Origin of the sequence: Methanolobus zinderi (assembly GCF_013388255.1) — an archaeon.
GTDB lineage: Archaea > Halobacteriota > Methanosarcinia > Methanosarcinales > Methanosarcinaceae > Methanolobus > Methanolobus zinderi.
This window is the reverse complement of the sequence record NZ_CP058215.1, coordinates 2671805-2686676: the sequence shown is the minus strand read 5'-3', so window position 1 is coordinate 2686676 and position 14872 is coordinate 2671805. Positions and strand designations below refer to the sequence as shown.

The 14872-nt window shown below is 44.7% G+C and carries 18 protein-coding genes, 1 tRNA gene and 1 other RNA gene; 5 read left to right on the top strand and 15 right to left on the bottom strand.

The features are described 5' to 3' along the window. Positions 1-49: 49 nt before the first annotated feature. Positions 50-856, bottom strand: a complete 807-nt coding sequence (cbiQ, locus tag HWN40_RS13380) for a cobalt ECF transporter T component CbiQ (protein ID WP_176966193.1) — start codon at positions 854-856, stop codon at positions 50-52. After that, the gene (locus HWN40_RS13375) at positions 837-1721 is read right to left on the bottom strand and encodes an energy-coupling factor ABC transporter ATP-binding protein (RefSeq protein WP_176966192.1); all 885 of its coding nucleotides are present in this window, start codon (positions 1719-1721) and stop codon (positions 837-839) included. The genes cbiQ and HWN40_RS13375 overlap by 20 nt, the downstream gene beginning before the upstream one ends. Before the next feature lie 247 nt (positions 1722-1968). On the opposite strand from HWN40_RS13375, the gene HWN40_RS13370 reads away from it, so the two are divergent. Beyond that, positions 1969-3588, top strand: a complete 1620-nt coding sequence (locus HWN40_RS13370; RefSeq protein WP_176966191.1) for an ABC1 kinase family protein — start codon at positions 1969-1971, stop codon at positions 3586-3588. A gap of 144 nt (positions 3589-3732) precedes the next feature. Here the strand turns inward: HWN40_RS13370 and rpl12p are convergent, their stop codons facing one another. From rpl12p to HWN40_RS13330, 8 genes are all read right to left on the bottom strand, one after another. Next, positions 3733-4050 (bottom strand): 50S ribosomal protein P1, encoded by a 318-nt coding sequence (gene rpl12p, locus HWN40_RS13365; protein ID WP_176966190.1) that lies wholly within the window; start codon positions 4048-4050, stop codon positions 3733-3735. Between the two features lie 57 nt (positions 4051-4107). Beyond that, on the bottom strand, positions 4108-5145 hold the full coding sequence (locus HWN40_RS13360) for a 50S ribosomal protein L10 (protein ID WP_176966189.1): 1038 nt from the start codon (positions 5143-5145) through the stop codon (positions 4108-4110). Then, positions 5146-5787 (bottom strand): 50S ribosomal protein L1, encoded by a 642-nt coding sequence (locus tag HWN40_RS13355; protein ID WP_176966188.1) that lies wholly within the window; start codon positions 5785-5787, stop codon positions 5146-5148. Positions 5788-5950: 163 nt separating this feature from the next. Further along, the gene (locus tag HWN40_RS13350) at positions 5951-6436 is read right to left on the bottom strand and encodes a 50S ribosomal protein L11 (RefSeq protein WP_176966187.1); all 486 of its coding nucleotides are present in this window, start codon (positions 6434-6436) and stop codon (positions 5951-5953) included. Between the two features lie 41 nt (positions 6437-6477). Beyond that, positions 6478-6945: a transcription elongation factor Spt5 gene (locus HWN40_RS13345; RefSeq protein ID WP_176966186.1), complete on the bottom strand. Its 468-nt coding sequence runs from the start codon at positions 6943-6945 to the stop codon at positions 6478-6480. Between the two features lie 2 nt (positions 6946-6947). Beyond that, positions 6948-7115, bottom strand: coding sequence for a protein translocase SEC61 complex subunit gamma (locus HWN40_RS13340; RefSeq protein WP_425487368.1), 168 nt, complete (start codon positions 7113-7115; stop codon positions 6948-6950). Between the two features lie 222 nt (positions 7116-7337). Continuing rightward, on the bottom strand, positions 7338-8447 hold the full coding sequence (gene ftsZ / locus HWN40_RS13335) for a cell division protein FtsZ (RefSeq protein WP_176966184.1): 1110 nt from the start codon (positions 8445-8447) through the stop codon (positions 7338-7340). A gap of 29 nt (positions 8448-8476) precedes the next feature. After that, complete coding sequence (locus HWN40_RS13330) at positions 8477-9898, bottom strand: D-aminoacyl-tRNA deacylase (RefSeq protein ID WP_176966183.1); 1422 nt, start codon at positions 9896-9898, stop codon at positions 8477-8479. A gap of 200 nt (positions 9899-10098) precedes the next feature. Here HWN40_RS13330 and HWN40_RS13325 point away from each other — a divergent pair, with 200 nt between their 5' ends. After that, positions 10099-10752, top strand: coding sequence for an MBL fold metallo-hydrolase (locus tag HWN40_RS13325; protein ID WP_176966182.1), 654 nt, complete (start codon positions 10099-10101; stop codon positions 10750-10752). Between the two features lie 30 nt (positions 10753-10782). Continuing rightward, a complete protein-coding gene (locus HWN40_RS13320; RefSeq protein ID WP_176966181.1) occupies positions 10783-11109 on the top strand; it encodes a ribonuclease P protein component 4 in 327 nt (108 codons plus the stop codon). Between the two features lie 4 nt (positions 11110-11113). Here HWN40_RS13320 and HWN40_RS13315 read toward each other — a convergent pair whose 3' ends face one another. The 3 genes from HWN40_RS13315 to ffs all read right to left on the bottom strand — a co-directional run bounded on the left by HWN40_RS13315 (position 11114) and on the right by ffs (position 11887). Then, a complete protein-coding gene (locus HWN40_RS13315) occupies positions 11114-11344 on the bottom strand; it encodes a hypothetical protein (RefSeq protein WP_176966180.1) in 231 nt (76 codons plus the stop codon). An 82-nt stretch (positions 11345-11426) separates the two neighbouring features. Continuing rightward, a tRNA-Ser gene (locus HWN40_RS13310) sits at positions 11427-11511 on the bottom strand. 61 nt (positions 11512-11572) lie between these two features. After that, an RNA gene (gene ffs, locus HWN40_RS13305) (signal recognition particle sRNA) lies at positions 11573-11887 on the bottom strand. Between the two features lie 134 nt (positions 11888-12021). Between ffs and HWN40_RS13300 the strand changes: the two genes are divergently transcribed. Further along, a complete protein-coding gene (locus HWN40_RS13300) occupies positions 12022-12261 on the top strand; it encodes a transcriptional regulator (RefSeq protein WP_176966179.1) in 240 nt (79 codons plus the stop codon). 33 nt (positions 12262-12294) lie between these two features. Here the strand turns inward: HWN40_RS13300 and HWN40_RS13295 are convergent, their stop codons facing one another. After that, positions 12295-13671, bottom strand: coding sequence for an ATPase domain-containing protein (locus HWN40_RS13295; protein WP_176966178.1), 1377 nt, complete (start codon positions 13669-13671; stop codon positions 12295-12297). A 97-nt stretch (positions 13672-13768) separates the two neighbouring features. On the opposite strand from HWN40_RS13295, the gene HWN40_RS13290 reads away from it, so the two are divergent. Continuing rightward, a complete protein-coding gene (locus HWN40_RS13290; RefSeq protein WP_176966177.1) occupies positions 13769-13912 on the top strand; it encodes a hypothetical protein in 144 nt (47 codons plus the stop codon). A 28-nt stretch (positions 13913-13940) separates the two neighbouring features. Here HWN40_RS13290 and HWN40_RS13285 read toward each other — a convergent pair whose 3' ends face one another. Further along, complete coding sequence (locus HWN40_RS13285) at positions 13941-14720, bottom strand: ATPase domain-containing protein (protein ID WP_091710929.1); 780 nt, start codon at positions 14718-14720, stop codon at positions 13941-13943. Positions 14721-14872 lie beyond the last annotated feature (152 nt).

Below are 14872 nucleotides of genomic sequence, written 5' to 3'. Positions count from 1 at the left end.
TAAGGCTAGTTTCTTATCCTGCTTTTGATTTCATTTTTACATTAATATTTTACATCAAAACCAGCAAAAGCAGAATTGCTGCTGTGCTTATAATAAAAGTAGCATCCGTGAACCTGAGTTTGTTCTTGTGGATGTATATATTATCCGTATCATTACCGTAACCCCTGCACAGCATGCTTATGTATGTTCTCTCTCCCTGCTCGTAGGAACGCAGGAACAGTGAACTGATGGTGTAGCCCACCTGCTCCAGTATCCATCTGCGGGGTACGTTCTTGTTCCATATGTCAAAGAGTCTGGTCTTCTGTGCTGTCCTGATACGCTTGAGCATAATCCAGAACACAAAGAGATACCTGACCATCATGGTCAGCAGAAGTGTGAACTCCTTTGGTATTCCCAGGCGCCTTGCGGACACCACCATGTCGTTCATTTTCATTGTTGAGGATAGAAGCACGATGGCGCTTACGCAAACTATGTACTTTGCAAGGAGTGAAAGGCCGAAGTACAAGCCTTCATATGTCATTGTGATTCCCAGCGGAAATTCAGCGATAACTGTAAATGTGTCGATAAATGGCTGTCTTACAAACGGCTGTATCACGACCATTGCCAGGCCGAAGGGCAGAACTGCCAGAAATCGAATCAATACATAGAACAGGTTCAGCCTTGCCAGCAGTATAAGCGATAAAAGATACAGTTCAATTGCTGCAAGTCGGACGAAGTTGCTGTCATCAATACGTGGAAGGCTTACGGCAAAGACTATTATTGCAATGGTTGCGAGTATCTTGGCCCTGCCGTCCAGTCTGTGCACAGGGCTGTCCTTGTAGGATTCTCTCTCAATATCAGTAAGCGTGATTTGCATTTTCCTGCCTTTGTTTCTCTGCCTGTGATCCCAGAAGACGCAGTATCTCATCCCGGGCATCGGATGGTGTTATTTTTATGTCCACATCAACTCCGCTCTCCAGCAGCAGCTCGAAAACCTCTGCAATCCTGGGCATCCTGAGATGTGCATTCTCCAGTACCTCGTGTTTTTTGAATATCTCCCTGGCAGTTCCCTCGGCTTCTATCCTGCCATGATGGATAACGTAAACCCTGTCGGCGAACAGGGGCACGATATCTACATCGTGCGTGGAGAGTATTACTGTGATGCCAAGCTCCCGATTCATCTCTTCTATAACATTGATGACCTGATTTGCTGTCTGGGGGTCCAGTCCTGCGGTGGGTTCATCCAGCACAACGACCCTGGGTCGCATGGCAAGTATTCCTGCGATGGCCACGAGCTTTTTCTGTCCTCCGCTAAGGTGATGGGGAGAACGCTCTTCAAAACCTGACATGTGTACGAGTTTTAGTGCCTCTGCGACCCTGCTCTCAACTTCCTTTTCAGGAAGTCCCATATTCATGGGTCCGAAGGCAACGTCCTGTTCCACTGTGGGGGCAAGTATCTGGTCATCCGGATTCTGGAAAACGATTCCCACTGTTTGCCTCACTTCCCGGATGTTATTCCTGGATATCTCCTTCCCGTTGACAAGTACCTGACCTGAAGCCGGTTTTAGGATTCCGTTCAGGTGTTTGAAGAGGGTTGACTTTCCGGCACCGTTTGCACCCAGCAGTGCTATCTTCTCTCCGGGATATATCCTCAGACTGGCATCATCAAGAGCTTTTGTTTTGCTGCTTGCGTAAAAGTAGGAGGTGTTTTTCAGTTCTATTACAGGGGTATCTGGTTTCATGTTTATCCGTTGCCTGGACCTATTACGAGCATGAGTCTAATCTATGTGGACAGCACATTTGGTTCTACATAAGGATGCTGTTATAAATAGTTGTTTAGTAATACCATTTGAGGATTTTATCATATCTTTATCGGTGAATCTGATTATCTACCTTGTTAATATTGATTGAAATTGAAAATCTCCTGATATCAGAAAGAGGTCTTAGATACACGAAAATATATCTAGTAACAGGACAAATAATAGAGTGATGTTCAAAAAACTCCGCAGATACATTACCATTTTTCGCGTCTTTTCAAAATATAACCTTTTCAGTCTTCTGTACACAGAGGCCAATAATTATTATGTTTCCAGCAAACGTAACCCATGTGTTGCTGATGTCAAGAATCAGAAGAATGCTGAAAAGCTGAGAATGGCACTGGAGGAACTTGGTCCTACCTTTGTTAAGCTCGGGCAGATACTGAGCAAAAGACCGGATATCGTGCCTCCTGTATATGTGGAAGAACTATCCGGGCTTCAGGACAATGTCAGGTCCATCGATTTTGAACAGATGAAAATTGCCTTTGATGGCTTCCAATGCCGTATTGATGAATCAGGAGAGCAGGTAAGCGATTTTGATGTACTGGACGTTTTCGATAGTTTCAATAAGGTTCCCATAGCATCTGCTTCCATTGCACAGGTCTATGAGGCACAGCTCGATGGTAAAAAAGTTGCAGTAAAGATCACAAGACCCAATATTATCGATACCATAAACCTGGATCTGGACATACTCGATGATATGAAACCTCTCATGGTAAAGGTTCTGGGACTTGGAAGCAACTTTGATATTGACGCATTTCTTTTTGAGTTCAGGGACCTTCTGAACCGTGAGATTGACCTGAGGAACGAGGCCAGGAACCTGAAACGCTTCCGGGATAATTTCGAGGATGTGAAAGAGGTCCACGTTCCGCAGGTCTATGATGAATACTCCAATGAGAGTGTGCTCATCATGGAGTATATGGAAGGTGTTCCTGTAAAGAAAGTTTCCCGTATTTCCGTTGAAAAAAGGAAGTGGTATGCAAAGATCATCAGCCAGAGCTACCTGAAACAGGTATACCTTGACGGCTTCTACCATGCGGACCCCCACAGCTCCAATATCCTTATTCAGGAAGATGGTATCGCCTACATTGATTTCGGGGCCGTGGGTACGATAGATGACGAGCTTCGCCGCAATATGCTGAACCTTTTCTACGGTATCTATAAGAAAAAGATAGATATCGTCTTTGATGCGTTCCTGAAAATATCCGGAGTATACAGGGAAGATATTAACGTTCGCCGTTTCAGGATAGACCTTGACGATATCATCTCAAAGCAGAACTATTCCGTGGGGGAGCGTCAGAGTGATAATTACGCGACACTGGGTCTGAGATACAATCTCTCACTTCCAAGTGAGTTCTCCACCCTTGAGAGGGCACTGATCCTTATCGAAGCCAATTGCTTTGAGCTTGATCCGAAGTTCAATCTGCTGGAGAATGCAAAGGATATTATCAATCAGGTTTTACTGAAACGCTATTCTCCTTTCGAGGCTGCAGAATATCTCCAGCTTGAAGGAGACAGGTATCTTGATATCGTGAAGGACCTTCCACAGGGTATAAACGATGTGATCGAGACTATCCGGGGTTACAGGATCGAGAGGTTTGAGCAGAAAAGTAAAGAGATCAAACGTTATCGCACCGTTGATACTGCCCTGAAATACATATTCCTTATTGCTATATTGATCTCATCCGCGTATCTGGCTGTTAACGGTGAGGGTTACCTGCCGACTATGGGTGTGGTGGGGTTCAGTAGTTCCATTGTTCTTTTTGGAATCATGTTTTTCAGGAGTTCTTGAATTCCCTATTTTTTTTATCTTCCAAAAATGGATTGTTCATGGAATCCGGATTTTAAAAGAATAAGCCTTCGGCTTGATGATTGGTGAATATATAAGCTAAAAAAAGAAGGTGTTGCCCGCCGAATGGCGAGCAATGTTTTGATCTTATCCGAAAAGTGCTCCGAGGCCGGCCATTCCGTCCTCTTCTGCTTCTTCCTCTGATTCTTCTTCTGCAGCTGCCTCTTCCTCGGCGGCAGGTGCTTCTTCTGCGGCTGCTGCAGGTGCACCGGCTGCTGCAGGTGCTGCGACTGCTGCGGTTGCCATTGCCTCTTCGATGTCTACATCTTCAAGAGCTGCAACGAGTGCCTTTGCGCGTGCGTCGTTTACTTCTGTACCTGCTGCCTCGAGTACGGCAGTGATTGCTTCTTCTGTAACGTCTTTACCAGCTTTGTGCAATAAAAGTGCTGCATATATGTATTCCATGTGAAATCACCTTTTCTTTATCAACGTAATTAATGTGTAAATCTCTAATCTTAATTCTCATCCGAAGAGTGCTCCAAGTCCGGCCATTCCGTCCTCTTCTGACTCTTCCTCACTTTCCTCTTCCTTCTCTTCAACCGTCTCTTCTGCTTCGGCAGCTTCAGCCACTTCTGCTGTTGCAGCAGCGGTAGCTCTTGCGCCAAGAGCTTCTTTCAGTTCGTCATCAACAGCCTCTTCATTGTTGGCTGATGCTGCAGATGCCACTGAAAGCATCTCTGACTGTGCCTTCCCAAGCAGGGATCCCATGATATCCGGCTCGTACACAGTTGCATTGATTCCCAGGTTGCGTGCCTCTGATGCAGCCTTGGAGATAATTGCAGTGATGTTGTCCTTTGTCGGATATGTTGCATTGACTGACAGGTTGAATGCCTGCTGTGTTGCAAGAACGATATCTGAGAAGTATTTGCTTTCGTCTATTGCCAGGACATCCGGTGTGAACACGGATCCTGATTCAAGAACTGCCCTGAGATCAAGACCTACTGTTACAGGATAGATCTCAAGTCTTGTAAGCATGGATGCCAGTTTCTGTGAAACTACCTCGCCCTCTTTTGCGACGGTCTTTGTTTCTCTGACGACCACCTTTCCGGCATCGATTGCCGCAGGTATTCCCACGCTTTGCAGATCACCAAGTATCGGTCCCGGCGGGAAGCTTGTGGGTCCGGCCTCGACCACGATATCGTTTGGTGCTACCGCCCCTCCCTTGATCGGGGATGGGCTCTTACTCTGCTCAAGTATCTTGTAAAGCTTGAAAGGATTGTTCTCTGTGAATATAAGAGCAGTCTGTGAGTCTATGTACTCATGCATCTTATTGACGTCTTCATTTGATTCGTCAAATGCTCTTCTGATAAGTGTGTTCCTTGACACTTTCAAAACAGCAGTGCCCTGAAGACCCTTTCTCATTTTCTGGAGCTGCTTTGCAGGTATGCCGCCGATGGCTACTACTCCGAACAGAGGGTATTTGTTTATATGTTCCTTTATGTCCTCTACTTCATCTTTCTTCCACTGAGGTACATGTTCTGTGTGGTGAACTTCTTCCATTTACATCACCTTCACGGAATTGCCCATAGTGGTCGTAACATAAATAGACCTTACGTTATGCTTTCCCTTTTCCAGGGATTGCTCGACCCTATTCAGAACAGTTTCGACGTTGTCTGCAAGCTTGTCAACACCCATGTCCTTACGTCCGATTGATACGTGGAACGTAAGTTTATCCTTGGACCTTATCTTTATAGAACTCCTTGCGTTATTGATAAGGTCTCCAACATTTCTGCCTGGTGGCAGGGGTGTCGGCATCTTTCCTCTAGGACCCAGGATTGCACCCAGGTTCTTACCGATCTGGGCCATGTACTGTACCTCTGCAATGAAGAAGTCACACTCGTTGGCAATACTTCTAGCACGTGGCTTGTCTGAACCGAGTTCAGCAATGTCTTCTTCTCCGAAGACATATTCTGCACCTGCTTCCTTTGCCTGGAGACCTACTTCTCCTTTTGCAAATACAGCAATTGTGAGGTCCTTTCCAAGACCGTGTGGTAATAATATCTCCTCATCAACACGGTTTTTGGGTTGACTCATGTCAAGATTCTTCAAGTTGATTGCCAGATCCACACTTTCTGGAAAGTTACGTTGTGGTGATTCCTGCAATAACTTGTCAATTGCATCTACTATATTTTGTTCTGCCATTCTTTACCTCCCGTAGTTTGAACATAGTGTTCAGGCAGGACCGTTGCGGTCTACTACGGCTTTTTTATTCGAGTTCATCAGACTATTGTCTCAGTCTAATGGGCTCTCCTTTATTTAAGCAATAGTTTTAAACTTATCGGTTAAAGCTGATATCAAGCCTGAATTACCAGGCTTCGTTTGCGAGCACATCGTCGAATTTGCCTTCATCTATCTGTTTCTGGCATTCTCTTGCGTGTACTCCTTCAGCGTTAACTCCCATCGGTACGCATGCTCCGAGGACTTCCTTCACAGCTGCCTTTAAGCTGTAAGCAAGTATGTCGTCCCTCTTCATACGGGCTATCTTTGCAGCCTGACTTACACTGAGGTCGCCAACGACTTCAGAACCGGCAAGACCGGATCCCTTCTGGATTCCAAGCTCCGAAAGGATAAGCGCGGATGTAGGAGGTGTACCAACTTCTATCTCGAAGTTCTTGTTCGAATCTACTATTACTTTGACAGGGACCTGCATCCCATTGAAATCTTTTGTTTTCTCGTTGATCTTATCGATCACATCTTTGACATTAATCCCAAGTGGACCAAGGGCCGGACCGAGTGGCGGACCGGGGTTTGCCTTTCCTCCGGGGACCAGTGCTTCAACAACATCTGCCATTTGAATATCACCGTTGAATTTTGATTATTGATAAATTGTAATCAGGTGTTTTCCTCTTCTTCTTTCCTGAGGACTCTTACAGTATCACCACGAATAGTTATAGGTATCGGTACAACAGCATCAAAGAGCTCGACTGTAATCTCTTCATGACCTTCATCCACCCTCTTGACGCGTGCCCTCTCACCCTTGAAAGGTCCGGATGTGACCTCGATGATCGCACCTTCTGCGATACCTGTTACAGTTGGCTTTGGTGTAAGGAAATGTGATATCTCTTCTATACTTGACTGTCCTTTCACTACTGCCCTTGCATGTGGAACTGTCTGGATTGCCTGTTCTACCACACCTGGCTCCGGGGCTTCTATCAGTATGTAACCCTTGAGCTCATCCGGTGCGATGATGGCCCTGATATCCAGATGATCCTTCCGTGCAACCTGTGTGATCATGTTTGCAACGGAACGTTCCTGGTTTGCGGTTGTTTTTACAACAAATATTGCAGATTCTTCGACCATGCTTACACCAATTGTGGTATCTCTACCAGCAATACGTATATCAGGAATCCGACAAAGCCAATAGCAAGTATTCCGAGCCCTGCAACCTTTGCGATTGTCTGGAACTCTTCTCTTGATGGTTTCTTTGTCAGTTTGAGGACCCTGAGATATGTTTTAAGGGTCTGTCCCATGTTACTGTTCAGTTTGTTCAGATCAAATGCATTTTCTGCCAAGTACATCACAACCGGTCATGATTGATGAATATATAAGAATGGATTGTTTGAGGCTGCTTTGAAATATAAGCATTTCTATTGAATGCCTGATTACAGCGCCACCTAAATAACGTCAATGATAAAATACTTTTCGATTGAAGGATGAAATAATCCTTCAATCGTTATCTGCAAAAGCGTAAATTATTTTACGAAATCGATGCCGTATCTTCTGGTAACGTTCTTTGCGCCACCATGGCCGTATATCTGTGGGGACTTCACACCTGTTACAACTATCATTGTACGCACTGTCTGCTCAAGTGAGTTGTCGATCTGAGCACCCCATATGAGTCTTGCATCGGGGTCAATACGGCTGTAGACTTCCTGTACCACGCTTTCTGCTTCCGCGATGGTCATATCTGCCCCGCCGACCACATTCACAAGTGCGGATGTGGCACCGGATATGTCAACATCAAGCAGAGGGCTGCGAAGTGCTTTCTGCACGGATTCCACTGCTTTCATCTCGCCGTCTGCCTCGCCAAGTCCGATCATTGCCACGCCTCCATTCTGCATGACTGTTCTGACATCGGCAAAGTCAAGGTTAACAAGACCTGGTTTTGTGATAAGCTCAGTGATACCTTTTACTGCTCTCATAAGGACTTCATCGGACACTTTGAATGCTGCCTGAAGTGGTAATCTTGGAACAACTTCAAGAAGCTTGTCATTTGGAACCACAATTACTGTGTCTGCTACTTCTCTGAGTCTTTCGAGTCCTGCCTCGGCATTCGTACGCCTGACATGGCCCTCCACTCCGAAAGGAAGTGTTACAACGGCAATTGTCAATGCGCCTGCATCCCTGGCAGCTTCAGCGACCACTGGTGCGGAACCGGTTCCGGTTCCTCCGCCCAGACCTGCTGTAATGAAGACCATGTCACTGCCGGCTACGGCCTCTGCAATGTCGTCTACGCTTTCAAGAGCAGCGTCCTCACCTATCTGTGGAAGACTGCCTGCGCCGAGTCCTCTTGTCTTCTTCTTTCCGATGAGTATCTTCCTGTCAGCGTTAATGTTCAGAAGGTGCTGTGCATCGGTGTTAAGGGCAACGAGCTCAGCACCCTTGATTCCTTCGTCGGCCATTCTCTGGGTACTGTTTGATCCACCGCCGCCGCAACCTATTACTTTAATGTTTGTCTGCAGTTCACTTAACAGATCTTCCAGCTCTGCATTGATATTCTTATTTTGCTGAGCCGGCTCAGAACTGCGAAGCTGTGACTCCTGTTCAGATCTTGCCAGTGCCTCTTCTACTATGGATTTCATCTTTTTTCCCTCAAGTGAAAATCGTATCTTTAACTCCGGGTAGGGTTATTTGGTGAATTGGTTAATGGGATTTCTTTGATCTTGCGTTCATGGACCATATCCGGCCTGATCGTTTTTCCATTAACTGTAACAGTTTCCATATTTGCCAGTTTACCGTACAGCGGGCCGGGGTTTATGCCCATGTCTTTTGCCATCATGGGACTGAATCTTTCGGTAACTATGTACAGCAGATTCTCCTGTGGGGCATATTTAACTTCATAATGCTCTTTTAGTATTTTAATGCATTCATTTGTGATATCCTGCATCGTAATTTTGACATGTTCGGCCGGAATAATCATATGATTGGATATTGTCCCGTTATCTCTTTCGATATATACAAGGGGTAACTCTTCCAAAGTATTAAGTAAGCTTCCCCTGTCTGCGCTAAAAGTTTCCTGTACAAGTTTGCTGCTTATTTCACTATCTTTTAAATTGTTTCCTTCCTGAACCCATCCTTCAGAATTTAGATATTGGCTCCTTAGCCTGTCTGTGATCCTGAATCTTCCTCCGCTGCACAGCTTCTCTGCCATATACCTTATGCGGAGGAACCGGTCCCATTCCAGGCCTTTAAGTTCTTTAATGTCTCCTTCACGCAGTATCGGATATCCAAGCTCTTCTATGATTTCCCGGATCCTTTCTCTTTCTGCGGAAGGCATTGACTTTCTGTCAAAATATGCAAAATCAGCTCCGGATTTAAGAAAAGCCTGTTCAATAAGATCTTTATCAATGTCTGCAAGCTGATAGTCCGGGAAATTATGGCCAAAGGCGATATCTTCTTCAAGCAGAAGTTTTGTCTGCCGGCTCGCGTAGTGCCCTCCGCCAAAACCAATGGCTACAGGTAAGTCCATCTCTTCTGCTTCCAGGATCGACCTTGCGACTATCTCTCCTGCATCAGGATCAGACCACTGCTTTTCTCCACTGCCGATCTCCGCATAGACCATCGGGATCCTGATATCAGAGGGGCCGTGGTGTGTGGATTCCATGTTTATCTCGTAGTTTGCTTCCCGAGCTTGGGTTTGCATATTCTTGAGAATGGAACTCATTATGCCGGGAGAAGCTACTGAAAGTTCGTAGGGTTTGCCTCCGAAATCCGCACTCTTGACATTACCTGTGAAGTGCGCGGTAAGAACAGATCTTCCATCACTACTTTTGTGCTTGGAGGCAACTATTATCAGATCGGTGTCAAAGCCATACTTTTTCATCTTCTGATCAATACGGTCCTGATATATGTGGTGCTGATCTATCTCGATAATCCTGTAATCCTTATTTTCGTAAACCCCGGCCAACTCTTCCCACGCTTCAGGCAGGTTCTTTGCTTTCTCCCATTCTCCCTTTAGAAGCAGATGTTCTTTGATATTCTGGCCTGCCCTGTCGACTGTGGAACAAAGTATGTTTATCTTTTTAGATTTCATGGATCTCTGGCCAATATATGATCAGTTCTATTATGGATATCTATTTCCGATGGTTTTATATTTTTTTTGGCTATTTTATAATTTTCCCTGCTTTAAGTTTCTGAATGATGCTCTCTCGTTTTTCAGTAAACTTAAGACATATTATGGCATCTGTATGATTTGAGATCAGTAAATGCAAGATACAAACGTGAAGTGATTATGTGGGCAGTATTACAATAGACAATGTGCTTATAGAGTGGCTTGGATATGCAGGTTTTATGATCAAAGCGGAAGAGCTGGTGGTACATATCGACCCTTATCTATTACCGGACGTTTTTTCTCCTGAAGACATGGCGGATATACTCCTGATAACTCATGAACATGAAGGCCACTGTAATCCCGATTCTATCAGAAAGGTCCGCAAACCCCGTGCAACCACTCTTATTCCTGAGAATATGAGTCTGCAGTTCAGGGGCGATGCCAGAAGGGTCGAAGAAGGCGATTCCCTCACAGGTGATCTAAATATTAAAGGTGTGGGTATAGAAGTGGTTCCCGCTTATAATGTCGGATCTGATTATCATTCACGGGCTGACGGGGTTGGATATGTTGTCGAAATCGGAGGTCTGAAGATCTATCATGCGGGTGATACGGGCCTGATTCCTGAGATGAATGGCATATCCTGCGATATTGCACTGCTTCCCATAGGTGGTACTTCAACGATGGATGAAGAACAGGCAGCAGATGCGGTGGCAATCCTTTCACCAAAGACCGTGATACCCATGCATTATGGCGCAGATGGTATATCTGCGAATCCAGAAAAATTCAGTGCAATGGTAAAGGAAAGATCACCTGGGACTGATGTTGCAATACTTTGATTTATTTTGATTCTTATTCAGGCAGGTATCATGGCAAAACGCAAACATAAAAAAAAGGCGGTTGCAAAGGAAATTGCCCTTGAACGTATAAAATATCTGTTCGAACTGGCCGACAGGGAATATCCTACAGATCCTGATCGTAGTGACAGGTATGTCTCCCTTGCAAGAAGAATTGGTATGCGCTATCGTGTAAGTGTTCCTCCTGAGCTGAAAAAAAGGATGTGCAAGAGCTGTAGTTCTTTTCTCACACCGGGGAGTAACTGCAGGGTACGCCTGAAAGGCGGCCTATTGATAGTTACATGTCAGAAATGTGGGAATATACAGCGTTATCTGTTTTCAAAGAAAAAGAAACCTTAGAATTTCAGATAATTGATAATAATCTGGTCATCAGGTAGGCCACTACAAAAATAATTATGCCCATGCCAAGGTAGAGAAAGATATTCCTGTACACCACTTCTTTCTCAGAGCCTGCCTTAATGCCAAATCCTCCGCTGCATCCTCCTGTGCTGCAGGAATTGCATGCAGTGTTCTTGTCATTTTGCTCCTGTGATTTTTTATTTATGACAGGGATTATTATCTTGTTATCTGACATCAGTTGCTCGTTATGATCTCATTTGATTTAGTAGTTTCCAATCCGGCAATTCATAGCGAGGAACTGGCAAAAGGGTATTTAGCGACGAGAGGGGGATTCGAACCCCCGAGGCGCATAGCACCACAGGATTAGCAATCCTGCGCCATACCGGGCTTGGCTATCTCGTCAGAAATCGAGTTCGTTCCTAAACGTAATTCATCTATTTAACGCTTTCCGGTTTCATTGAAGTGACGGGCATGCCTTGAGTCGTTGTTTTTCCCATTCCCAAATGGTCTGTGACCTCTTCTCCACCCCGCAGCCCTACAAGCGACGGCTGCCCACGGTCGGTCTGCTCCCTTCCGGGCCTGGACTGGTTCCCGCGGTTAAGATATGAAAACAGGTTCTCCAACAAGCCCTCATATCAACACCGTCCAAGCAGGACGGGGTTTCTCAGTTGAAATCACAGGTTTGGAAATGATCCAAACATCTTCTCTTGGCTTCGTCCCCCGCGTATCGGCGATTTCGGGTTACAGGTAACGCCGGCCTACCCGGACTAGCCCGTCACCCCTACATGCTCATTACTGCTTATAAATGTATCCTTTACTATTGATTGAATAAAATGAGGCTTCAGGCAAGATATATTATATTTACCAGTGCAGTCATATCTACAATATGAATCTACAATAGGAGGTAGAAAAATGGAAGACCTAATAGGATTTGTAAGTGGTAATAAAAATCGTCAGAAACTGCTGGCTCTGCTGGGGTCAAAACACAGCCTTGATGCTGATAAAATGGCAAAGAATATGAGAGTGGCTTCACCCTCAGTGAATAAGATCATCGGGGAGCTGCTTGAAAGGAATCTTATAAAGCGGGATAATGGCTCTTATAGTCTGACAGAACTCGGGGAATCTGTGGAGAAAAGGATACAGAGTATCTGAGATATTCTGCTTTTAGTATCTAGTTATATATTTCTAGATCAGGGTATCAGTACGCATCTTAATTCCATCTTCTGTGATGGCGTACTCCTTTACTGATCTTTTATGTTTTGTACCCCTTGATTTTACAATGCACATATATCTGCGGTTCTTTGCCCTTGAGTTATGGAGAACCACAACCGAATCCATCAAAAAGGCAACATCTATCTTTTCCTCGCCGGGTCCCTCAGAAGGGCTTACCTCGGTTGTGAAAAGTGAAGTTATGTTCCTGCTTTTGAGATGGCTTGTAAGCGAATGTATGTATGCTCTCAGTTTCAGGTTATCGGATATAGACATCTCCAGATTGTTGATCCCGTCAAAGAAAACCCTCTTGCTGCTCATATTTTCAAGGGTATTCTTGATACGGGTTGAATGCTCCGCAGGGTATATATTCCCGGGGTTGGTGCAGATGAATTGTAACATGCCGCTGTTAACATGCGTTTCAAGGTCCCATCCGAGCCTTTTCGCATCCATGAGCAACTGATGGGGTGAGTCTTCAAAAGTGATAATAAGTCCCGGCTCGCCATTTTCAAGCCCGTGGTATATGAATTGAAGTCCGAAAATCTTTTTTCCGGTACCGGGTCTTCCTGCTATCAGTGTACTGCTGTATTTGAGGAGTCCGCCGCCTAGCATATCATCAAGGCCCGGTATCCCTGCTTCAACACGTGTATCTTCAAGCCTGAAATCGTCTTCCGGTTTAATGGGTGGGTATACTGTGAATCCGCCTGATGTTATATCATACAGGTATTTGCAAGAAGTGATCTCAGAACGTTTTCCGGGATCTATGCCTCGCATCTTGATAAATTCCAGGTAATGGTCCGCCCTTGAGTCGTTCTCTCCCCTTGACATGTAGATTATCCCGTCCGAGAGATGGCTTACGACTGACTGGTGCAGCTCTGACTTTACAAGCTCACCAACGAGTAAGGTGAGCATGTTCCTCTCCTGGAGCATGGAGTCAAGTGTGTAGAAAAAGCGTCTCCTTTCCTGTTCAACAAATCCGAATCCCAGGGGTGTTATGGGGTCTATCACAAGCCTGTCAGGTTTGACGGATTCGATCACATTGCCGATGTCGATAAGTGTTGTAAGCGGATCCTTTTCCGATAGCTGTCGGTTTATTGCATGTACTTCAAAAGAATCATCAAAAAAGTCAAGGGTGGAATGATACATCTTCAGCTTATTCGTTTTGGATGTGGTTATAGGGATGTAAAGGGCCTTCTCGCCCTGCCTGGATGCTTCCGAGAGCATCTGGAGGGACATTATGGTCTTTCCAACTCCTGTTGTACCGGCTATCAGCAGGGTTGCAGGTGATTTGAAGCCTCCTAGTAGATCATCGAGGCTCTCGATCCCACAGGATATGTTCTTAAGTTCTTCCATTTTGATCTTCTGTGTTTTTTATACGCATGGGCTTTCACAGTGTTATTGTTCGCAAATTTAAAATATATTTTAATACTATCATTCTTCAGGTGATGTCATGAACTATCGATGTCCAGTATGTGAAGGAAAAATGAACCGATGGAGATATCCGGTTCTCAAAAGGCATGACCATTTCGGTCGTGCGCTTGCCATATATAAATGTGTGGAGTGCGGTCATGAGGAAACATACCCGGATATATGATCTCTTGGATTTTTATTTTTGACCTTTATCAGAACATTGAATATACTTCTTCATGTGGATGTATCACAAAGCCGCCTGGTGTGATATCATAGGGATGGATCTTCTTGCTGTGGTCGGACCCTCTCATCTTATAGATCTCCATGCTTCTCATACGGACATTCTCGTGCCTTTTGTAGTATAATACTATAGTACCGTCAGTGACGAAGTTTTCAACACCGAATCTTGAAGGTTTTGATTCGTCAATAAGCTCACATGTCATCATGGAGGTCAGACCTATGACTTCCAGCGTGGTGCTAAGTTTCAGGAGTTCTATTCTAATTTTGGCAGGGTCCTGAAGGTAGAAACTCACGGATGTTGTAGAGTCGACAAGTGCACGCTTTGCATTGATCTCTTCTTGCGTAGCAATAATCTGATCCATCATGGATCTGATATCAAAAGGTCTTACATCTACATATTTTTCCTGTGACGGTATTCCAATCTTGGTGGAACATGCATCAATGATAACAAGCTTATTCTCGTCTTCAAGTGCCTGTAGATCCCATCCAAACTTGAGAACGTTTTCTCTTATCTGCTCGGGCCTTTCCTCGGTTGCGACAATTATTCCGTTTTCCCCGTATTTCGTTATCCCGTTGTAAATGAATTGGATGGAAAAATTAGTTTTACCTGCACCAGAAGTACCTGATATCAGGTAGGTCCTGTCACGGATAAGGCCACCACCGCATAATTCGTCAAAACCCGGAATGCCTGTCTTGACACGATTTGTTTCATCATCCATTGATATCTCTTCAGAAACTGCACCATCGAACATCTTATTTATTCACTCCTAATGATTGGTAATATCCCTCATCGATTATGTCAAAATTTTTGTGTATATTGCCAGACTTTATTTCATGTCTCTTTTATGTTATAACATATATAAATATATTGAACTATTCCGTGTATAATGACTTTGATTTTATC